The 21,557-nt window shown below is 61.0% G+C and carries 19 protein-coding genes; 4 read left to right on the top strand and 15 right to left on the bottom strand.

What is annotated here, in order from left to right:
* Positions 1-117: 117 nt before the first annotated feature.
* The 8 genes from secF to pdxT form a co-directional block, all read right to left on the bottom strand.
* Positions 118-1,146, bottom strand: coding sequence for a protein translocase subunit SecF (gene secF, locus M1E02_RS09320; RefSeq protein ID WP_479377756.1), 1,029 nt, complete (start codon positions 1,144-1,146; stop codon positions 118-120).
* Positions 1,147-2,904: a protein translocase subunit SecD gene (gene secD / locus M1E02_RS09315; protein ID WP_479377755.1), complete on the bottom strand. Its 1,758-nt coding sequence runs from the start codon at positions 2,902-2,904 to the stop codon at positions 1,147-1,149.
* 116 nt (positions 2,905-3,020) lie between these two features.
* A complete protein-coding gene (gene yajC / locus M1E02_RS09310) occupies positions 3,021-3,416 on the bottom strand; it encodes a preprotein translocase subunit YajC (protein ID WP_479378115.1) in 396 nt (131 codons plus the stop codon).
* A 232-nt stretch (positions 3,417-3,648) separates the two neighbouring features.
* Complete coding sequence (gene ruvB / locus M1E02_RS09305; RefSeq protein WP_479377754.1) at positions 3,649-4,737, bottom strand: Holliday junction branch migration DNA helicase RuvB; 1,089 nt, start codon at positions 4,735-4,737, stop codon at positions 3,649-3,651.
* Positions 4,730-5,374 (bottom strand): Holliday junction branch migration protein RuvA, encoded by a 645-nt coding sequence (gene ruvA, locus M1E02_RS09300; RefSeq protein WP_479377753.1) that lies wholly within the window; start codon positions 5,372-5,374, stop codon positions 4,730-4,732. Before ruvA ends, ruvB begins: the two co-directional genes overlap by 8 nt.
* A 78-nt stretch (positions 5,375-5,452) precedes the next feature.
* A complete protein-coding gene (gene ruvC / locus M1E02_RS09295) occupies positions 5,453-6,028 on the bottom strand; it encodes a crossover junction endodeoxyribonuclease RuvC (protein WP_247040160.1) in 576 nt (191 codons plus the stop codon).
* A 9-nt stretch (positions 6,029-6,037) separates the two neighbouring features.
* A complete protein-coding gene (locus M1E02_RS09290) occupies positions 6,038-6,793 on the bottom strand; it encodes a YebC/PmpR family DNA-binding transcriptional regulator (RefSeq protein WP_458111050.1) in 756 nt (251 codons plus the stop codon).
* Positions 6,794-6,796: 3 nt separating this feature from the next.
* The gene (gene pdxT / locus M1E02_RS09285; protein WP_479377752.1) at positions 6,797-7,555 is read right to left on the bottom strand and encodes a pyridoxal 5'-phosphate synthase glutaminase subunit PdxT; all 759 of its coding nucleotides are present in this window, start codon (positions 7,553-7,555) and stop codon (positions 6,797-6,799) included.
* 91 nt (positions 7,556-7,646) lie between these two features.
* On the opposite strand from pdxT, the gene M1E02_RS09280 reads away from it, so the two are divergent.
* Positions 7,647-8,951, top strand: a complete 1,305-nt coding sequence (locus tag M1E02_RS09280; RefSeq protein WP_479377751.1) for a MurT ligase domain-containing protein — start codon at positions 7,647-7,649, stop codon at positions 8,949-8,951.
* Between the two features lie 59 nt (positions 8,952-9,010).
* A complete protein-coding gene (locus M1E02_RS09275; RefSeq protein WP_479378114.1) occupies positions 9,011-9,688 on the top strand; it encodes a type 1 glutamine amidotransferase in 678 nt (225 codons plus the stop codon).
* A 15-nt stretch (positions 9,689-9,703) separates the two neighbouring features.
* Here the strand turns inward: M1E02_RS09275 and M1E02_RS09270 are convergent, their stop codons facing one another.
* Positions 9,704-10,702: a CapA family protein gene (locus M1E02_RS09270; RefSeq protein WP_479377750.1), complete on the bottom strand. Its 999-nt coding sequence runs from the start codon at positions 10,700-10,702 to the stop codon at positions 9,704-9,706.
* Between the two features lie 7 nt (positions 10,703-10,709).
* Here M1E02_RS09270 and M1E02_RS09265 point away from each other — a divergent pair, with 7 nt between their 5' ends.
* Together M1E02_RS09265 and M1E02_RS09260 are read left to right on the top strand one after the other, a co-directional pair.
* Positions 10,710-10,922 (top strand): hypothetical protein, encoded by a 213-nt coding sequence (locus M1E02_RS09265; protein ID WP_479377749.1) that lies wholly within the window; start codon positions 10,710-10,712, stop codon positions 10,920-10,922.
* Between the two features lie 93 nt (positions 10,923-11,015).
* Entirely contained in the window at positions 11,016-13,028 is a 2,013-nt protein-coding gene (locus M1E02_RS09260; RefSeq protein ID WP_479377748.1) for a M3 family metallopeptidase, read from the top strand.
* A gap of 136 nt (positions 13,029-13,164) precedes the next feature.
* Here the strand turns inward: M1E02_RS09260 and pdxS are convergent, their stop codons facing one another.
* The 6 genes from pdxS to M1E02_RS09230 all read right to left on the bottom strand — a co-directional run bounded on the left by pdxS (position 13,165) and on the right by M1E02_RS09230 (position 21,506).
* A complete protein-coding gene (gene pdxS, locus M1E02_RS09255) occupies positions 13,165-14,091 on the bottom strand; it encodes a pyridoxal 5'-phosphate synthase lyase subunit PdxS (protein ID WP_308198279.1) in 927 nt (308 codons plus the stop codon).
* 198 nt (positions 14,092-14,289) lie between these two features.
* On the bottom strand, positions 14,290-14,925 hold the full coding sequence (pgsA, locus tag M1E02_RS09250) for a phosphatidylinositol phosphate synthase (protein WP_479377747.1): 636 nt from the start codon (positions 14,923-14,925) through the stop codon (positions 14,290-14,292).
* Positions 14,918-15,508, bottom strand: a complete 591-nt coding sequence (locus M1E02_RS09245; protein WP_479377746.1) for an HIT family protein — start codon at positions 15,506-15,508, stop codon at positions 14,918-14,920. Before M1E02_RS09245 ends, pgsA begins: the two co-directional genes overlap by 8 nt.
* Before the next feature lie 22 nt (positions 15,509-15,530).
* Entirely contained in the window at positions 15,531-17,540 is a 2,010-nt protein-coding gene (gene thrS, locus M1E02_RS09240; RefSeq protein WP_479377745.1) for a threonine--tRNA ligase, read from the bottom strand.
* 103 nt (positions 17,541-17,643) lie between these two features.
* Positions 17,644-21,165, bottom strand: a complete 3,522-nt coding sequence (locus M1E02_RS09235; RefSeq protein ID WP_479377744.1) for a DNA polymerase III subunit alpha — start codon at positions 21,163-21,165, stop codon at positions 17,644-17,646.
* Positions 21,162-21,506, bottom strand: coding sequence for a DUF6504 family protein (locus M1E02_RS09230; protein WP_479377743.1), 345 nt, complete (start codon positions 21,504-21,506; stop codon positions 21,162-21,164). The genes M1E02_RS09235 and M1E02_RS09230 overlap by 4 nt, the downstream gene beginning before the upstream one ends.
* Between the last annotated feature and the right edge of the window lie 51 nt (positions 21,507-21,557).

Raw genomic sequence — 21,557 nt, 5'->3', positions numbered from 1 at the left:
CCTGTTCAATTATTCCAGTCTATTCCCGGAGCAGGAGACTTCGATAACCGGGGGCAAACGCCGATGGGCCGGGCAGCGTCATTGTGACGCAGCCCGGCCCATCAGAAAAAACATCAATCAGGCGGAAGCTGTTTCCGAGGATGCTGCAGCGGAAGCCCGTGCAGCTGCATCGTGGCGGCGGTGTTCCACCCGCTTGGCCTGGCTGACGAGCTGCGGTTCCCTTTCCCGCAACCATGCATACAGGGGCGCCGCGATGAAGATGGTGGCCGCAGTGCCGATGAGGATCCCGACAAACAATGCCAAGGAAAGGTCGCGCAGCGTTCCGGCACCCAGCAAACCCGCACCGATGAAGAGGATGGCGCCGACAGGGAGGATCGCCACCATCATGGTGTTGATGGAGCGGACCAGCGTCTGGTTGACAGCAAGGTTGACCTCTTCAGCGAAGGTCCGGCGAGTCGAGGCGTCAAGGTCGGCGGTGTTCTCGCGGATCTTGTCGAAAACCACCACGGTGTCATACAGCGAGTAGCTGAGGACCGTGAGGAACCCGATGATGGCCGAAGGGGTCACTTCGAAGTCACTGAGGGAGTAGACGCCGGCTGTGATGAACATCGTCACCAACATTCCGGCGATGGCAGACAACGACATCTTCCAGGTACGGAAGTACAACGCCATCAGGACGGATGCGAAGGCGACAAACACAAGCAGGCCAACCAATGCCTGCCGCGTGACGTCGGCTCCCCAGGTGGGCCCGACGAACGTGGAGGTAACCTCGTTGTCCGTGACGCCATAGGCGGTGGTCAACCCTTCCTTGATGGCCAGCGTCTCTTCATCAGTCAGTTTGTCTGTCTGAATGCGCATGGTGGTTCCCGCGACGTTGGCTACACGGGGAACGCTTCCCTCGACGACGTCCTGGACGGCCTTGGTCCCCAGCGTCGTGTCAGTGGTCTTCACGTTCGATACCGTGAACTCGGAACCCCCGCGGAACTCGATACCAAGGTTGAAGCCGCCCTTGACCGCCGGAAGCAGGATGGACAGGGCAACCGCAACGGCGGCTATAAGGAACCAGATCTTCTTGGAACCGACAAAGTCGTACGAGCGCTTGCCCGTGTAGAGCTCATTGCCGAAATTCGCGAAACTATTGGACATTTACTTGCCCTCCTTGGCCGAGCTCTTGGAAGAACCGGCGAGCTGCTCCTGCTTTTCCGCGTGGCGGCGTTCTGCAATGGTCATTCTGCGCTCTGCTTCCGCGGCAGCGCCGGCGTTCTTGGCGCGGACGGTTGCAGGCTTGTCTTCGGGGCTGCGCACTCTTCCGGCACCGCGGTACAGGGGCACCGCGCCGAGCCGCTCAGGGTCAAGACCGGAGAACCTGTGGCCCTCGCCAAAGAACTTGGTCCGCGCGAGGAGTCGCAGGGTGGGGTGCGTAAACATGAAGACCACTATCAAGTCGGCGATGGCAGTCAGGCCGAGCGTGAAGGCGAACCCACGTACGTTACCGACGGCGACGAAGTAGAGCACCAGCGCCGCCAACAGGTTCACTGCCTTGGACGCCAGAACTGTCCGCTTGGCACGCTTCCAACCGTTCTCGACGGCTGAGACCAGTCCGCGGCCTTCACGGAGCTCATCACGGATTCGCTCGAAGTAGACAATGAAGGAGTCGGCCGTTTGACCGATGGCCACGATGATACCGGCGACGCCTGCAAGGGACAGGCGGTAATTTTCCGTCCAGCCCAGGATGGCAATGGCCAGATAGGTGAGGACACCCGCCACCACCAAGGAAGCGATGGTCACCAGGCCCAATGCCCTGTATTGGAAGAGCGAGTAGACCACCACAAGGAGCAGGCCTATGACACCTGCCAAGAGGCCCATCCGCAGCTGCTCGCCGCCGAGGGTAGCGGAAATCTGCTGTTCACTCTGGATTTCGAAGCTGATCGGCAATGCACCGAAACGGAGCTGGTCGGAGAGGGCTTTTGCCGACTGCTCAGTGAACCCGCCGGTGATCTGCGGGCGGCCATCAGTGATGACAGCCAGGGCACGGGGAGCGGAGATGACCTGGTCATCCAGGACGATGGCGAACTGAGCCTTAGGGTCCGAACCGTTTTCGCCGCCGGCGGCCACGTAAAACTGGTTCAGGCGCTCAGTGACCTCTTTGAATTTGGCCGTGCCGTCGCCGTCGAACTGGATGTTGACAGCCCACTCATTGGTGACTGCTCCCTGGGCGCCCTGCTGAAGCTGGAACGAGGAAGAGACAATGTTGGAGCCCTTCACTTCGACCGGTCCAAGGATGTACTTGACCGCGGGCCTTGAGTCGCCAGCGGGCTCGCAGGTGACGAGCGGCTTCGCCGGATCGGATCGTTCCTGCTTGTCCTGTGCGGGGTTATCGCAGTCAAGCGCCTCGAACTGCTTGTAAATCTCCGGGGTCACCCAGTTGATGTCACTGCCGTTTGTGGGTTCGGCAGTGGGCTTCGGGAGCTGATCCTCAGGCGCCTGCTGTTCGGCCGGAACCGGAGCACCCGGGCCTGCCTGCAGCACTGGACGGAAGTTCATGTCCGCAGAAGCCTGGATCAGCGCACGGGTCTGGGAGGAAGGCGTGCCGGGAAGGCTCACCACAACGTTCCGGCCCGACTGCGTGCTGATTTCCGCTTCAGCGACTCCGGAGCCGTCCACGCGTTGGCGAATGATCGCTACAGCCTGGTTCAGCTGCTCTTCATTGATGTCCGAACCGCCCTCAACCTTGGGCGCCAGGATCATCTGGGTGCCGCCCTCCAGGTCCAGTGCAAGTTTTGGAGCCCAGCTCGCTTGGCCGGCCATGGTGCCGCCAGCCAGGACAGCCGTGAGGACTGCCAGGATAACGCCAAGCCAGACCAGCACCCGGAGTGCTGAGTTTTTGGGGCCAGTTCGTGCCATTGTGGATCTTTCTATTAATTACGGAGGAGCCGCCGGCAGCTGCTTGCAGCACACTTACCGGCGGCGGCCCGCAGCCGTAGGATCGTTACTTTGCGGGAGCTGACAGGGGCAGCGGACTAAATGTCCTTCTTGCCCTCGTCGTTGAGGCGCTTCCCGGCCTCGTCAGGAGTGTCCACCACGGCATTGGGAGTGGCATCCGTTTCCTGGGCGGTGAGGGAGGAAGCGTCATCAGGAACAGCCGTGGGCTCTTCATCTGCAACGGGAGCCTCAACGATTTTGGTCACGGCCTGGCGGTGCACCGTTGCCTGGTGGCCGGGAGACAGTTCCAGGACCACCTTGTTCTCGGCGTCATCGATCGAGACAATACGGCCGAAGAGGCCGAAGCTCGTCATGACCTCAACGCCCGGCTCAAACTGCGACTGCAGCTTGGCCTGCTGCTGCTGCGTCTTCTTGTTGCGGCGGAACATCATGAAGATGAAGAGACCGAGCATCGCGAACAGCAGGATGGTCATGATGTCGATGCCGCCGCCGGCCTGCGGCTGGGCCTGGGCAGAGATATTTCCGAACACAGGAAAATTCCGTTCTGTACTTGCGTCACTGTTTTTCAGCAACGTCCGCTTCACTTCCATCTGCCCGGCAGGAGACCATGCCGGCGGGCGACTCCATTGGAGTCGGCGCACAGAAATAAAGACCCGAACGTGCCGAGCGTCATACCAGTCTAAAGGGAAACACGCGGCAGCGGTGCTATTGACCGTTCCGAATCCATTCGTCGGATGGATCCTGGCCCACCTGGGCGCCGTCGAAGAGCTCCAATGGTTCCTGGCCAAAGGCTCCGGCGGGGATGGCGAACCCCAAATGCGTCCATGCCGGTCCCATGGCAATGCGGCCACGGGGTGTGCGTCCCAGCAAACCTTCGCGCACGAGAAAAGGTTCGGCGACCGTTTCCACGGTCTCGGGTTCCTCCCCGACGGCGATGGCCAGAGTTGAGAGCCCCACCGGTCCCCCGCCGAATTTGGTGATTAGTGCTTCCAGGACGGCGCGGTCCAGTCTGTCCAGGCCTCGGGTGTCCACTTCATACATATCCAGTGCAGCCGAAGCTGCCCGCGCGTCGATTTGCTCAATGCCGTGCACGAGCGCCCAGTCACGCACACGGCGCAGGAGCCTGTTCGCTATTCGCGGCGTGCCCCGTGAACGGCCGGCGATTTCACTGAAACCTGCTGAATTCACCTTCAGGTCCAGCAGCCCTGCCGAGCGCCGTAGTACGAGTTCCAATTCCTCCACTGAGTAAAACTCGAGGTGGCCGGTGAAACCGAAGCGGTCCCTCAGGGGACCGGGAAGGAGGCCTGCGCGAGTGGTTGCTCCCACCAGCGTGAACGGAGGCAGCTCCAGTGGAATAGCCGTGGCGCCGGCTCCCTTGCCCACCACGATGTCCACGCGGAAATCTTCCATAGCCATGTACAGCATTTCCTCCGCAGGCCGGGACATGCGGTGAATTTCATCGAGGAACAACACTTCCCCCTCTGACAGGGAGGACAGTATTGCCGCGAGGTCGCCGGCGTGTTGAATGGCCGGCCCACTGCTGATGCGCAGCGGAGCGTTCATTTCGGACGCGACGATCATGGCGAGTGTGGTCTTTCCGAGTCCTGGCGGACCGGAAAAAAGTACATGGTCGGCGCTGCGCCCTCGCATCCTCGATGCTTCAAGGACCAGAGACAACTGCTTACGGACACGGTGCTGCCCCACGAAATCGTGAAGGTTCCTCGGACGGAGGGCGGCTTCAATGACCCGCTCTTCGGGCTCTTCGCCTCCGGTGACCAGGGAGGGCTCAGCCACGGCTGCCTACCCTGTTGCCGGCCCGGGCACCGTCCTGGCCCAACCAGCGCAGTGTGGTTCGCAGAATTTCCGCCACATTGCCCTTTTCTGCGATTTCCGGCGAATCGGCCAGGGCTTTTTCGATGCTGGCAGTGGCGTCTTTTTCGGACCAGCCCAGGCTCGTCATTGCTGCTACTACCTGGCCCTTCCAAGCGGTGACCGTAACGGCGGCGGGGGTGGCTCCTCCCGGCGTCCCGTGCGGGACGAGTTTTCCGGCCAGCTCCAGCACGATCCTGCCAGCCACCTTCGGACCGATGCCCGGCACCTTGGTGAAAGCTTTCCCGTCGCCCGAGTGTGCGGCCACCCGGACGGCTTCGGGGTCGTGGACAGCCAGGACAGCCAGCGCCAAGCGGGGGCCAACACCGCTGACGCTCAGCAGAACGTCGAAGACTTCACGTTCATCATCCGTGGAAAAACCGAAGAGGGCCAGGGAGTCCTCACGCACAATGAGTGATGTGAACAGTTTTCCTTCTTCGCCCTGGCGCAGCCTGCTGAGCGTCTGCGGTGTGGCGTTGACGCTCATGCCGGCGCCGTTGAGGTCGATAACGGCACTGGACAGCCCGACGTGAGCTACTGTTCCGCGGAGAAAACTGATCAAGGCCGGGCTCCTGAAATACCACCGGCTGAACCGGTTATCCGAACATACTTACGAATACCCTAACAACCCGGCGTGCATTCATCGTGCACGGCGCGCTTTGGCTTCCGCTTCCGCCCAGGCGCGTTGGGCCGGGGTCAGCGACAGGCTTCCCGGGCCTGTAGTGGCCACGGCCGCTCCGCTGCCCGCGCGCCAGGCGTGGGTTATGGCCAGGGCCAGCGCGTCTGCGGCATCGGCCGGACGGGGCGGAGCGTCAAGCCGAAGGATTTTGGTGACCAGTTTGGTGACGGCCTCCTTGTTTGAGGTGCCGCTGCCGGTCACTGCTGCCTTAACCTCCGACGGCGTGTGGAGGGCTACCGGGATTCCCCGACGGGCGGCGGCGGCGATCACCACGCCGGACGCCTGGGCCACACCCATGACCGTGCTGACATTCAGTTGCGAAAAAACACGCTCCACTGCCAGGACATCGGGTTCATACCGGTCAAGCCAGTCATCGATCGATGTCGCGATGAGCAGCAGCCGCTGGTCCAGCGTTTCGCTAGGCGAAGTACCTACAACACCCACAGCAACCATGGTTGCACGGCGGTTTTTTTCCACATCAACGACGCCGATGCCGCATCGTGTGAGCCCCGGATCAACCCCCAGTACGCGGAGCAAGGCCCTAGATCACTCGGCTTCCAGTGCGGCCTGCACTTCGTCACTGAGATCCGCGTTGCTGTAGACGTTCTGAACGTCGTCGAGCTCCTCAAGCGCGTCCACGAGCTTCATGAACTTCTTCGCCGCGTCAAGGTCCAGGGGAACCTGCATGGACGGCACGAACTCCGCTTCGTCCGTGTCGTACTCGATTCCGGCCTCAGTCAGAGCATCGCGAATGGCCTGCAGATCCGTCGGCTCGGAATGGACCTCAAACGTGTCCCCATTGTCCTTGACTTCCTCGGCGCCGGCATCCAGTACTGCCATCAGGACATCGTCCTCGCTGAGGCCGTTTTTTGGCAGCGATACTACGCCCTTGCGCGAAAAGAGGTAGCTGACTGAACCGGGATCGGCAATGGTGCCCCCGTTGCGGGAAATGGCGAGCCTCACTTCCGAGGCGGCGCGGTTCTTATTGTCTGTGAGGCACTCGATCAGCAGGGCCGAGCCCTGGGGGCCACGGGCCTCGTACATGATCTCGGTGTAGTCAACTGTTTCACCGGTGAGGCCTGCACCCCGCTTGATGGCCCGGTCAATATTGTCAGCGGGGACCGAGGTCTTTTTTGCCTTGGTGACGGCAAGTTCCAGGCTCGGGTTTCCGGCTAGATCCGGCCCGCCCATGCGCGCGGCGACTTCGATGTTCTTGATCAGCTTGGCAAACGACTTGGCCCGCCGGCTGTCGAGGATAGCCTTCTTGTGCTTGGTCGTCGCCCATTTGGAGTGGCCTGACATGCTTTACGCTTCTCCTCTGATCATTCGAATAAACAGTTCGTGCACGCGCTTCTCCCCCGTCACTTCCGGGTGGAATGAGGTGGCCAGCAGGTGACCTGAACGCACTGCAACAATTCTAGCCTTCCCGTGCAGGGCCTCAGAGTGGGCTGCGTTGGCCGGTTCCACCTGTGCCAGCACCTCCACGGCGGGGCCTACCCGCTCAACCCAGGGACCCCGGATGAACACGGCATGCACCGGAGCAACGCCGGCACCGGTGGCGCTGAACTCGAGTCCCTTGAACTCAAGATCGGTCTCAAACGATTCGCGCTGGCGTCCGAATGCATTGCGCCGAACGGTCATGTCCAGTCCGCCGAATGTCTGTTGGGGATTCCCGGACATGTCCTTTGCTGCATCGGCAATTTCGTCTGCCAGCAGGATCATGCCGGCACAGGACCCATAGACGGGAAGGCCTGAAGCTATCTTTTCCCGCAGCGGCTCCGTCAGCTCAAAAATCCTGGCCAGTTTGTCAATGGTGGTGGACTCTCCGCCCGGGATGATCAGGCCGTCCAGGTCGTCGAGTTCCTTCGGCCGCCGGACGGCAACGCCAGTCGCACCGGCGTCTTCGGCGGCGTGGAGATGCTCCCGGAAGTCGCCCTGCAGCGCCAGGACACCGATGCGAAGCCCTGCGCCTGCTTTGGATGATTGCTCCGCTGACCATTGGGAGGACAGGGAAGAACCCCGCGCAGATTCCAGCGAAAAATCCTGGGAAGTGGGATTGGTCATTCATCCAGCATAATCTCCCCGAAGCCGCTCCTGACGCAGCGGGGACGGCACCCGGCAAGAGTGCATGCCTCTGCTGGGATATATTCGGAGCATGTTTTTCTTCAGCGTCCCCCTTGGAAAGCTCGTGCGCCGGGTCACCCGGCTAAGGGGAGGCGGCTCCGCTTTTCCCGGCCTGGTGGTCGAAAAAGTCGACCCCGGTTTTATGGCGCGGACGCTGACCACACTCCCGCATGGCGTGGCCGTCGTCAGCGGCACAAACGGCAAGACCACCACCACCAAAATGGTGGTGGAACTGCTGGAAAGCCAAGGGCTGAAAGTCTTCACGAACCGCACCGGAAGCAACTTCACCCGTGGAGTTGCTGCTGCCTTGCTGGGTGAAGTGGACTGGCGGGGGCGACTTGACGCTGATATAGCTGTGCTTGAGCTGGACGAAGCCCATGCAGTTCATTTCGTGAACAGGGTTCCACCGCGCTACAGCCTGCTCCTGAACGTCCTGCGCGACCAGCTTGACCGGTTCGGGGAGATCGACAAGACAGCTGAACTGCTGCAGCATGTTGCGTCCAAGACCACGGGCACGGTGGTGCTTAACCGTGAGGACCCGAGGGTCGCCAGGATTGCTTCCGCGCTGCCCCAGCCGGGGTCCGGCGGACCCGAGGTCAGCTATTTCGGCCTTGATGACTCACTGTTGAGCACCTTTCCCAATGACGATGACATGCGTGCCGGTCCCGGCAGCCCGGTGCCCGTTGCACCGGAACGGCCCCATGCCGACGTCGTGCTTCGCCGGGTAGGCGTGGACGACGCCGATTTTGAGTACGACGGCGCAATCGTCACCACTCACATGAAGCTTCGTGGTGTGTACAACATCTTCAATGCGGCCGCTGCGCTCACACTGGCCCGCTGCATTGCCGGGCAGGGATCCGGTCCCACAGATCACGAGTCGCTGCTGTCTGCGCTTTCCAATGTGGCCCCTGCTTTTGGCAGGGGCGAGAGCCTGGTTGTGGACGGACTTCCCCTTGACCTCGTCCTGGTCAAGAATCCCAGCGGCTTCCGGCTGGGACTCAAATCGTTCCCTGCGGGCGGCTACGCAACCATGATCGCCATCAACGACAACTACGCGGACGGCCGGGACATGTCCTGGCTCTGGGACGTCGAGTTCGACTCGCTGCGTAACGGCGGTGTGGACCAGTTGAGTGGTTCCCGTGCCTACGACATGGCGCTCCGGCTTCAGTACGACGAGGTACCCGTCGGCGAAGTTAACACCGACATCACGTCAGCCCTGGCCGCCTTCATTAGAGACGCCAAGGGCCAGCCCAAGCGGATATTCTGCACATATACAGCAATGCTGGCCATCCGCCGCGAGCTGTCCAAGATCACGACCGTGGAGGTGGTCTCTTGACGCAGGAGGCTTCGGAGAATCAAGGCACCATCCGTGTAGTGCAGCTGTATCCGCGGGACATGAACATCTACGGCGACTGGGGGAACGCCCTGGTTCTGAAGCGGCGCCTTGCCTGGCACGGCTACACCCCGGAACTGCTCGAGTACAACGTGGGCGACGATTTCCCGGAAGACGTGGACCTCATCGTTGGCGGTGGCGGCCAGGACAGCGGGCAACTGGTTATTCAAGCCGATCTCCTGAAGCGGGGGTCAACCCTGCAGGAACTCGCTGAGGATGGCGCGCCCATGTTGCTGATTTGCGGCATGTACCAGCTATTTGGCCGCTTCTTCAAGACGCGCACAGGTTCAGTCATTCCCGGTATCGGGGTGCTGGACGTCGAAACCCATGGCACTGACGAGCGCCTTATTGGGAATGTGAAGGTCGAGTCCGAGGAGTTCGGGGAGATCCTGGGCTACGAGAACCACAGCGGCCAAACCACCCTCGGTCCTGGCGTCCGTGCTCTGGGCACTACCCCCAAAGGCACTGGAAACAACAGCAGTGATGGAAAGGAAGGGGCCCGCTATAAGAACATCGTGGCCAGCTACCTTCACGGCTCGCTCCTGCCCAAGAACCCGGCTATCGCAGATTTCCTGATCCGCACCGCCGTCGAACGTAAATACGGAAACTTCACCGCCGGTGCACCGGATGACCGTTTTGCAGTCCTGGCGAGGGAACACGCCGGCCGCCGGCCGCGTTAGCTCAACACCTGAAGCTCAGGGCTCCTTGCTGATAAGGAGTTCGTGGGCTCCCGCGGCAGCGGCTCCCATCGACTCCACCACAGTCTTGGTGCGCTGGTGCGTTACGGCGTCCTCGGCCGGTGTTGCACAGGGTCCTTGAGGAGCGTCTGACGCGACGGAACACCACCTGTAAGGGTCACGGACAATGACCGAAGGGGCCCAGGCAAGGTCCGCCGCGGTCCATTTTCCGGCAGCGTCCTGGCTGAACTGGGCCCGTACCAGCAACCCCTCGTTGTTGACCTGGTACCACGGCGACAACTCCGTAACGCCGTTGCCCAGTCCGTAGACAATCCATGTTCCTTTGTACTGCTCGATCGGCAGGACCGAGTGGGTGTGGTGTCCGTAGATCATGGTGAATTCCCCGCTGTCCACCAGCGCGTGGGCAGTTTCCTGCTGCTGGGCGTTCGCCTCGCTGGCATACTCATCGCCAGCGTGCATGACTCCCAGCACGATGTCTGCACCCATGGTTTTGGCCTTCTTGGCCTTGGCGATCATGGTGGGTGCGTCTAGCATGTCCACCTGCCATTCCTGTTCTGGAATCTGGCCGTTGAGTCCGTAGGTGCCGATGATGACGGCAATTTTCGCCGCCTGTGTCGGCAGGATCATGATCTCCTGAGATTCATCCTCTGTACGGTAGGAACCCGTATGGCTTAGTCCGGAAGCGTCCAGCGTATCCAGGGTCCGAACCAAACCTTCCGTGCCGCGATCGATCGTATGGTTGCTTGCCGTTGTGCAGGCTTGATAACCGATGTGTTTGGCTGCGGCGATAATCTGTGGCGGCACATTGAATGAGGGATAGGCGGAGAATGGCCCAGCGGGAACGGAAACCGGTGTCTCCTGGTGGCAGATAGCCAGATCGCTCCGTTCGACGTACCGGCGTTGGCCTTCCAGCAGCGGACCAAAGTCGAGGCCTTTTGCCCCCGTGGCCAAGGCGTCCGCGCGTGCCTGCTCCCAAAGTTGCGTGTGCACAAGCATGTCGCCTGTGACCACAACGGAAGTGCAGCGCAGAGTGGGGCATTCCGGGCCCTTCCCGGGAGTCGGCGTCGGCGTGGGAGTGGGTGCCGGGGAAGGTGTCAGGGTTGCCGGGGCCGCCGCTGCCGACGTCGTTGCCTCACGGTCCTGGTCGGCGATTACTCCGCAGCCCGCCATCGAAACCATGAGCGCAGCTGCGGCTGAGACCGCGGCGAGACGTTGAGAGAGTTTTCTGGGATTGCTCGACATGTTCGACATCCTACGGCGAACAGCGACGATGCTGGTCAACCATGCCGCCACATGAAAGTGTTGCTTCATGACGAACCCCCTTCTGACACCCAGTCCCCTGCCATTCGGATTGCCTTCCTTTGCCGACATTGCGGAAGCCCACTACGGGGAAGCAATCCGGGCAGGCCTGGCAGAGCACTTGGCCGAAATAGGGAAAATCACCGCGAACCCGGAGCCACCCACCTTCGAAAATACGGCTTTGGCCATGGAACGCAGCGGTGCCCTCCTTGAGCGTGCGGCGGCCTCCTTCTTCACGCTCGTGTCGGCACACGCATCAGATGAAATCCGCTCCCTGGAGACCGAACTGTCACCGTTGTTCGCTGCGCACCAGGATGCAATTTATATGAACCGAGAATTGTTTGAACGCTTCCATGCGCTGAGCACGGACGGACTCGATGACGAATCAGCGCGTCTGGTCCAGGAGTACCTCAAGGAGTTCCGGGAGTCAGGGATCCAGCTGGACGATGCCGGGCAGGAACGGCTCAGGGCGATCAACTCCGAGCTCTCCCGGCTTGGCACTGAATACGGACAACGTGTGAAGGAGGGTATGAAGCAGTCAGCCTTGCTGCTGGATGATGAAGGTGAACTTGCAGGACTGCCCGCCGATGACATTGCCAATGCTGCCGAAGCGGCCCACCAGGCCGGCCACCAGGGCAAGTTCCTCCTCACTCTGATCCTGCCGAGCAACCAGCCGGCCATGTCAGCCTTGGAAAACCGGGCTGTTCGCCGCCGGCTGTATGAGGCATCGGTCAGTCGCGGATCCAGCGGCGGAAGCCTTGACGTCCTGGACCTCGTCAGGGACCTGGTTCGGCTGCGTTCCGAAAAGGCTGCCCTGCTGGGCTTTGGAAACTACGCCGAGCTGACGGTGGACCGCCAGACAGCGCCGGACTTCGAAGCCGTACAGTCCATGATGAGCAGGCTGGCCCCGGCTGCCGTCCGAAACGCTGACGCTGAGGCTGCTGCACTGGCCGAGATGGCGGGTCACCGGTTAGAGGCGTGGGACTGGGCGTACTACTCGGCGCAGGTGAAGAAGGACCGGTATTCGGTTGATGACCAGCAGTTGCGTCCCTACTTTGAACTGAACAGGGTGCTCACAGATGGTGTGTTTTTTGCAGCAACAACCCTGTACGGCATCACATTCCACGAACGAACTGACCTTTTGGGATACCACCAGGATGTCAGGGTGTGGGAGGTCCGGAACGAGGACGGCTCGGGGCTTGGGCTGTTCTTGGGCGACTACTACACCCGTGAGTCCAAGCGCGGCGGAGCATGGATGAACTCGCTGGTTGAACAATCGGCCCTTCTCGGGACCAAGCCGGTGGTCATCAACAACCTCAACATCTCCAAGCCGCCAGCGGGCGAGCCCACTCTCCTGACCCTCGACGAGCTGCGCACCGCATTCCATGAGTTCGGCCATGCCCTCCACGGCCTGTTCTCCAACGTCACGTATCCCCGGTTCTCGGGTACGTCCGTGCCGCGCGACTTTGTGGAATACCCCTCACAGGTCAATGAGATGTGGATCATGTGGCCCGAGGTCCTGGCCAACTATGCCCGGCACCATGAGACGGGCGAGCCTCTTCCCCAGGATGTGGTGGAGCGGCTAAAGGACGCCGAGCTTTGGGGTGAGGGTTTCGGCACCACGGAGTACTTGAGTGCCGCTCTGCTGGATCTCGCCTGGCATGTCCTGGAGGCGTCAGACGTTCCTGCCGATCCCTTGGAGTTCGAGGCAAAGGCCCTTGCTTCAGCGGGCGTCGCCCACACACTGATTCCGCCACGCTACAGGACCGGTTATTTCCAGCACATCTTTGCCGGAGACGGCTATGCGGCCGGCTACTACTCCTACATCTGGAGTGAAGTGCTCGACGCCGACACGGTCGAATGGTTCAAGGAGAACGGCGGACTCAACCGCTCGAACGGTGAGTTCTTCCGGACCGAGCTGCTTGCGCGGGGAAACAGCCGCGATCCACTCGAATCCTTCCGGACCTTCCGCGGCAGGGACGCCGAACTGGAACCGCTACTCAAACGCCGCGGCCTGGAATGACCCATCCATTGCTCCGTAACTGCCCTTATGGGGACCCTAAAGGGCAGTTACGGAGCAATCGATGCAACCAACGACGCCGGGTGGCCGCCTTCGAAAAGGTGACCACCCGGCGTCGCGGTTTGTCCGTAAGACTGGGTTACCAGCCGCGCTCGGCGAGGCGGTGCGGCTGCGGGATTTCGTCGACGTTGATGCCGACCATGGCCTCGCCCAGGCCGCGGGAGGCCTTGGCGATGACGTCCGGGTCATCGAAGAAGGTGGTGGCCTTCACGACGGCGGCGGCACGCTGGGCCGGGTTCCCGGACTTGAAGATGCCCGAACCGACGAACACGCCGTCGGCACCGAGCTGCATCATCATGGCAGCGTCAGCCGGGGTGGCGATGCCGCCGGCAGTGAACAGGACCACGGGAAGCTTGCCCGAAAGCGCTACTTCCTTGACCAGTTCATACGGGGCCTGCAGTTCCTTGGCCGCCACGTACAGCTCGTCCTCGGGCAGCGAGGAGAGCCGGCGGAGCTCGGCACGGATCTGGCGCATGTGGGTGGTGGCGTTGGAGACATCGCCGGTGCCGGCTTCGCCCTTGGACCGGATCATCGCCGCGCCCTCGTTGATGCGGCGCAGCGCCTCACCGAGGTTGGTGGCACCACAGACGAAGGGAACAGTGAATTCCCACTTGTCGATGTGGTTGGTGTAGTCGGCCGGGGTCAGGACCTCGGACTCGTCAATGTAGTCCACTCCGAGAGACTGCAGGACCTGCGCCTCCACGAAGTGGCCGATCCGGGCCTTGGCCATGACCGGCACGGAGACGGCTTCGATGATCTTGTCGATCATGTCAGGATCGGACATGCGGGACACGCCGCCCTGGGCGCGGATATCGGCCGGAACGCGTTCCAGCGCCATAACTGCAACGGCACCGGCGTCTTCGGCGATGCGGGCCTGCTCGACGTTAACGACGTCCATAATGACGCCGCCCTTGAGCATCTCAGCCATACCGCGCTTGACGCGCTTGCTGCCCGTGACGCCGTTCGCCGACGAGCCGGCTTCGCTGCTTACATCAGGTGTAGACACAAAAACCCCTATGGGTAGATAGATGTTACTTTGATCCGGACTCCCGATCGGTGCTGACGGCACGCAAAATCAGCATCGCCACACCGGATTACCGGATCCATTGATTCAGGTATTCCTAATACTAGTCCCCCATGGCTGACGGGCTTAATTCCGGTGACGGTGAGAAGTCAAACCCCAACTTCTCTGCGCGGGTGTGCCTCAAGCCGGCTGTTCGAACGCTGTTCCTGCCTCGTCCCGGGACTGGCGGCGGACGGTGACAATGCGCTGCACGATGGTCACGAAACTTGCGGCGGCAAGCACAGCCAGGGTCACCAGCAACACCACCTCCGGCAGCCCAAGCCCGGTAAAGCCTGTGACAACCAGCACCGAGACCAGCCGCTCCGCGCGCTCTGCAATGCCCACGTTGGCGGTGAAACCCAGGGACTCAGCTTTGGCCCGGACATAGGAGACCACCATTCCCAGCACGAGGCAGATCAGTGCGCCAATGCCGATTGCCGTGTTCGCCCCGCCCATAAAGAACCAGATGGCAAGTCCGGCAAACAGCGCGCCGTCGGCTATCCGGTCCAGCGTGGAGTCAAGGAAGTTCCCCCAGCGGCCGCCCCGGTCCGCCATCCGGGCCATAATGCCGTCTACGACGTCGGAGAAGATGAAAGCCGTGATGAAGATTGTGCCCCACCATAGCTGGCCGATGGGATAGAAGACGAGGGCTCCGACCACCACGCCGGCTGTGCCGAAGATGGTGACCGCGTCCGGCGATACTCCATGCTTCAGCAGCCAACGTGCCAGCGGGGTGAAAAGCCTGGTGAAGAAACCACGGGCGTGTCTGTTAAGCACCTTGATCCTCCGGCCAAGCCTCGGCCACCTGTTGGCGCACCTCGTCCAGCGTCTGGGTGATGGCTTTGGTCTGGGCAATGATCGGGAAGAAATTTCCGTCCCCGCCCCAGCGCGGTACTACATGCTGATGCAGGTGGCCGGCAATGCCAGCACCTCCCACGACGCCCTGGTTCATCCCAAGATTGAATCCTCCGGGGTTTGCCACTTTCCGCAGAACCCGCATGGCAGTTTGAGTCAGGGAGGAGAACTCGGCGGTTTCCTCTTCGGTCAGGTCTGTGTAGTCCGGGACATGCCGGTAGGGGCAAATCAGCAGATGTCCTGGGTTGTAGGGGAACAAGTTCAGCACCACGTAGTTGCGCTTCCCCCGATATACGATCAGGGACTCCTCGTCGCTGCGCCCTGGTGCGACGCAGAAGGGGCAATCATCCTGGTTTTTGAACTGGTGCTGCCCGCCCTTGATATAGGCCATACGGTGCGGAGTCCACAGGCGCTGGAACGCGTCCGGAACGCCGACCAGGCCGAAGTCGTCAGTCACCCCGGCGTCGCCGGAATAGTCCGCGTCCGCGCCTGTGTTCTCCCGCACGCTTTACCCTTCCCGGTTTCCGCTATCTGGTCCGGTCGCGGACGGCGTCAACAATGCGGCGGACAGCCTCAGCAACCGGCACCCCGTTATCCTGGCTGCCATCCCTGAACCGGAAGGATACGGCGCCGGCTTCAGCGTCTTCTCCGCCGGCAATCAGGACGAACGGGATCTTGTCCTTGCTGGCTGTGCGGATTTTCTTGGGGAACCTATCTGATGAAATGTCCACCTCCGCACGGATGCCCGCCGCCTTAAGCTGGTCGACGACGTCGAACATGTAGTCGTTGAACGCCTCCGCCACCGGGATGCCAACCACCTGCACGGGCGCCAGCCATGCCGGGAACGCTCCAGCGTAGTGCTCGGTCAAAACGCCCATGAACCGTTCAACCGAGCCGAACAGGGCACGGTGGATCATCACGGGACGCTGGCGGGTGCCATCCGCGGCCTGGAACTCAAGTTCGAAGCGTTCTGGCAGGTTGAAGTCCAGCTGGATGGTGGACATCTGCCAGGTCCGGCCAAGGGCGTCCTTAGCCTGAACCGAGATTTTGGGGCCATAGAACGCGGCTCCACCCGGATCCGGAATGAGTTCCAGGCCCGAGGCCTCGGCTACTTCGGCCAGGGTCCGCGTTGCTTCTTCCCAGGCGGCGTCCTCGCCGACGAACTTGTCTTCGTTCTTGGTGGACAGCTCCAGGTAAAAATCGTCCAAGCCGTAGTCCTTGAGGAGACCCAGCACAAAGTTCAGCGTGGTGGTGAGCTCGTCTTTCATCTGCTCGCGGGTGCAATAGATGTGGGCGTCGTCCTGTGTCATCCCCCGCACACGGGTCAGGCCGTGCACCACACCCGACTTTTCGTACCGGTAGACGGAGCCGAACTCGAACAGACGCAGTGGCAGCTCGCGGTAGGAGCGTCCTCGGGAACGGAAGATGAGGTTGTGCATGGGGCAGTTCATCGGCTTCAGGTAATAGTCCTGACCGGGCTTGCGGACCGTGCCGTCCTCATTGAGTTCCGCGTCCACGTGCATCGCCGGGAACATGCCGTCCTTGTACCAGTCCAGGTGGCCTGAGACTTCGTAGAGGTGCCCCTTGGTGATGTGCGGGGTGTAGACGAAGTCGTAGCCGGCATCCACGTGGCGCTGACGGGAATAGTCCTCCATGGCCTTGCGGATGATGCCGCCCTTGGGGTGGAACACCGGCAGCCCTGAACCCAGCTCGTCGGGGAAGGAGAACAGGTCCAGCTCGGCGCCCAGCTTGCGGTGGTCGCGGCGCTCGGCCTCGGCGATGCGCTCCTGGTAGGCCTTGAGGGCATCCTTGGTGGGCCAGGCTGTGCCGTAGATCCGCTGCAGCTGCTGGTTGTTCTGGTTGCCCAGCCAGTAGGCGGCCGATGACCGGGTCAGGGCGAATGCATTGGAGATGAGCTTGGTGTTGGGCAGGTGGGGGCCGCGGCACAGGTCGCACCAGACGCTGTCGCCGCTCTTGCGGTCAACGTTGTCGTAAATGGTGATGTCGCCGGCGCCGACCTCGACGTTAACGCCCTCGCCGGCGTCGGCGGCATTGTTCTTCTTGCCCAGCAGTTCGAGCTTGTAGGGCTCATCCTTCATGGCTTCGCGGGCCTGGTCCTCGCTGACGACGCGCCGTACGAACTTCTGGTTCTGGTTGACGATCTTCAGCATCATTTTTTCAAGCTGACGCAGGTCTTCGGGTGTGAAGGGCTCCTCGACGTCGAAGTCGAAGTAGAAGCCGTCCGTGATGTATGGGCCGATTCCGAGCTTGGCGTCGGGGCGAAGCTGCTGCACGGCCTGGGCCATGACGTGGGCCGTTGAGTGCCGGAGGACGTTCAGTCCGTCAGGGGAATCAATGGTGACGCCTTCAACGACAGCACCTTCCGGCAACTGCTGGTCGAGGTCCTTGAGCTCGCCGTCCACGCGGGCCACAACGACGTCGCGGCGCTCAAAAAAGAGTTCCGCGCCGGTGGTCCCGGTAGTCACCTTGGTCTCTTCGCCATCGACGATGAGGGTGATCTGCTGGGCATCTGACACGGGTGTCTCCTATTCAATGTTAAGGCTTCGTAGCTTGTGGCGTACGGGGACCACAGCCAGCCTCGTCCATCGTATCGGTTTCTCGGCAGCCGCCGGCGCAGCCTCAGCTCCCGAGCCCGGTGATGGCCAGGTTGCGTCCGATCCCGTCCAGAGGGCCGGCCTGGCCAAAGGTCACCTGATCGTCATTGATGCTTGAAGCCGTCCTGTCCTGGTTCTGCTCCGGCGGTCGGAAGGGAAGGGTTTCGATCCTGCTGAGATCCCACGCCATGCTGGCGCTCAAACTTATCCCCCTGGGCCCTGTCCGCCGGGTGGTTCCCCGGATCAAGAGCAGGCGTGTTCCGAACAGCAAGGGACCGGCCATTTCCTGTGCCTCGTGGAAGAAGACAGAATCCACGCATCCGGTGCCGTCGTCGATGCTGATGAAAACAACACGCCGTCCTCCCCTCATGGGCGGGGTCTGGGTGGCAATCCGGACACCGGCCACCAACACCTCAGTGCCGTTACGAAGGCCGAGCAGCTTATCGGCGGTTGTGACCCCCAGCCGGTTCAGGAGTGGCCGGTGACTCTCCATCAAGTGCTCACTGACGTCCACTGCCATGAGATCAAGTTCTGCACGGACGTTCTCCACCATGGTGGGAGCCGGTTGCCCCCGCTGGAGATTGTGCAGTTCCACATCCCCTAAAGGCAGCGCCAGTTGCCCTTCAATGATGTCTACGCCTTTTTTGGTGGAACGGCTCTGAAGGTTTTGCAGATGAAGGACCAAGTCAGCACGGTTGGCATCGTTTCCGGATTCACGGTGAAGGGAATCAAACGCACCCAGTTGGGCCAGCCGTTTGATGCCTGGCTTGGATAAGCGTGAACGTGCCCGCAAATCCGCCAGGGAATCGTAGGGTTGCCCGGCAACGATCCGCTTAAGCTCTGAGCCTGACAATCCGAAGATGCCCTTGAGGCTTAGCCTGATCCCCAGCTTTCCGGCATGCTCCCCCGACTCAACCCGTTCTACCCGGTATTCGGCTTTGCTCCTGTTGATGTCCAGGGGAAGGATGGGGATCCCCATCCTTCTGGCTTCTGCAACAAGAAGCCGCTTGGGGTACATGCCAGGATCGTGCTCCCAAAGCCCGGCAAGGAACGCTTCCGGATGATGTGCCTTCAACCAGGCCGACTGGTAGGTGGGAACAGCAAAGGCCGCCCCGTGAGCCTTGCAGAAACCAAAGCTGGCAAAAGACTTCAGTGTTCCCCAGACCTTGTCCACAACTTCCGGGGAATAGCCTTTTGCTTTGGCCTCACGACGGAAGAACTCCTCAACCTTGAATTCCAGGGCTTCATTCCCCAGGATGCGACGGAATTCGTCAGCCCTGGCAAGCCCGCACCCTGTCATCACGTCAAAAGTCTTCAGGATCTGCTCATGGAAAACGGTGACTCCGTGGGTTTCCTGCAGGACGGGCTTCAAATCCGGATGAGGGTAGACCTCCGGTGCGAACCCGTGCCGGTGCTCCAGGAATGGCCTGACCATATCCGATTTCATGGGACCAGGGCGGAAAAGCGAGATGTCGATGATCAGGTCATTGAAATCCCTAGGGGCCATTTTGCCTACCAGTTCCCGCTGCCCTGGAGATTCAATCTGGAAGCACCCCAGCGTGTGGGTGCTGCGTATCAACTCATAAGTTGGTTCATCGTCCAGGGGCACTGCGTTGAGGTCGATATGCCCGTCTTCGGAGATGTAGTCAGGGCCCTTCCCGTCGTTCCCTGAAGGATAGGAACCAACTGCAACGACCTCTGCCTTGGAGGGATGCAGCCGGATTACTTCCCGGACAGCAAAGGCCATAGCGCTTTGCATCCTGACTCCCAGGACATCGAGCTTCAGCATCCCCATGGGATCCATGTCGTGTTTATCGAATTGGCTCATGGGTAATCCAAGTCCGCTGGGCTGGACCGGTGTCCTGTCCAAAAGGGTGGAATCGCCCAGGATCACTCCGCAGGGGTGCATGGAGATGTGGCGTGGCAACCGGTCCAGACGTTCAGTGAGATCTACCAGAAGATCAAGCTGCTGGTTCTCAGAAAAATCCCGTTCAACACGGCCTGCGAACTCCCGCAGTTCCGGTTTCTCGGCAAGGGCTTCGCGGAATTTACGGGCGGAAAAGCGCCACAGCTGCTTGGCGATTTCTCCTATTTCTCCGTCGTCCATTCCAAGGGCCAGGCCCGCATCGCGGACAGCACCGCGAGCGCGGTATCCATTTTGCATGCTCATCAGGGTGACCCGTTCAGCACCGAACCGCTCGAAGATTTTCCGGTAGACATTGTGCCTTTCGGCGCTCTCAACGTCTATGTCAATGTCGGGCAAGGTTGCCCTGTCACCGGAAAGAAACCGTTCAAATACGAGGTCGTGCTGGAGGGGATTCACCTGGCTGATATCTATGAGGAAGTTGACCAAACTTGAAGCTCCGGAGCCTCTTGCTGCCGCCCTGACGTTCATGTCCAGGATCATGCGGGAAACTTCGGCAACGGTGAGGAAGTAGGAGGCAAAGCCGAGGTTTCCGATGATCCTGAGTTCATGCTCTAACCGGGAGCGCATTTCAGCTTCCTGCTTACCTGAGATCCCCGCGAAGCGGCGGCCTATCCCTGCCTCACAGCGTTGGGTAAGTTCAACCAAAGGATCACCAGTAATGCCGATAACGGAAGTTTCAGGAACAACAGGTTGCTTCCAGCCCATGTCTGAGACAGGATCCATCCGGCAGCGGTCCGCGAGCGCCTCCGTCTGAGCAAGCAGTCTTTTCAGGTCAGCTGTGCCGTATCCCGCTGACTGGATGATTTCTTTGGCCAGCTCCACCATTTGCGTCTCGGACTTGAGCCATCCCTGCCCAGTTGGTTGCAAAAGGGGAGCTGAGGATAGCTCCGGGAGAGATTTCAGTGTTCGGGCCGAATCAAGGACATCTGCTGTGGCAGCGCCGTCCTCTTCGCAGTACCTGACGGCGTTGGTCAGGACTGCTGGTACATGGTGTTCAGCTGCAAGTTTGAGCATGCGTACAGCATGGGCAGTGCTGAGGGGGGCACCTGGGGCGCTTAGCTGTGACACGACTTCGGCCACTACAGTCCCCTGGGGCATTGCTTCCAGCCAGCGCTTGAATAAGGTGCGGGGAAGAAGGTATTTCCGTCCTCCCATGGACTGGCCGACGTCGGAATCGGGTCCGATGAGAACAGTCAGGACCGGTTTCAAAGTGTTTGGATCCAGTGTTCGGGAGGCCAGCTCCGCCCGGGTCACGGCGACAGGGACCACTCCCCCGGCCTTGCCTGTTGTCCTGGCATGGGCGTCGGAGATAAGCCGGCAGAGGGCACGGTAGCCAGCTCCGTTGTTGTGTCCATGGGCGAGGACAACAATCCGGCCCGAAAGCTGGGTGCGGTGATCGCCGTCGTCGTCAAACACTGCGAGATCAACCCCCACTACCGGATCGAGGTCCGCAGCCATACATGCCTTGAGGTGTTTGACCGTTCCATACAGCCCGTCCCTGTCGGTGCACGCCAACGCTGTTGCCCCGTCAGCCTCTGCAGCACTGGCAAGTTGTTCCGGCCAGGAGACTCCATAGTGGGCGCTGAAGGCAGTGGAAACGTGAAGGTGGGTAAAGCTCATGCTGTTTTTGGTGCTGTCTTTGACTGAAGGGCATCATGAATCCGCAGAAGCCTCCAGCGTCCGCTGCCAATATCACGCGACAGGTCCAGTGTTAACGGTTCCTGCGAAACACCCGGAGCACCCTGATTTTCACCTTTGACCTGAACACGCCAGATTTCATGATCAACCAATCCCTTGCCTGCCCCCAGGGGTGCCCTTTTTTCCTCAGCCCACCATTGGCGCCGTTCAAACCAGCGGACAGCTTCTGCACACACGGTGTAGCGGCGGCCTGCCCAGAGAAGGTTCAAGGGCTGACCTCCAGGAGCGCATTCCACCTCTACGCCATCACTGAATATCCCCATTGGTGCCTCCGTGCAACTTCCTGACAACTCCTGTAAAACTTCCTAAGAAAC

The organism is Arthrobacter sp. Z5-13, from assembly GCF_056499105.1.
This window is presented reverse-complemented; position numbering and strand designations above follow the sequence as displayed.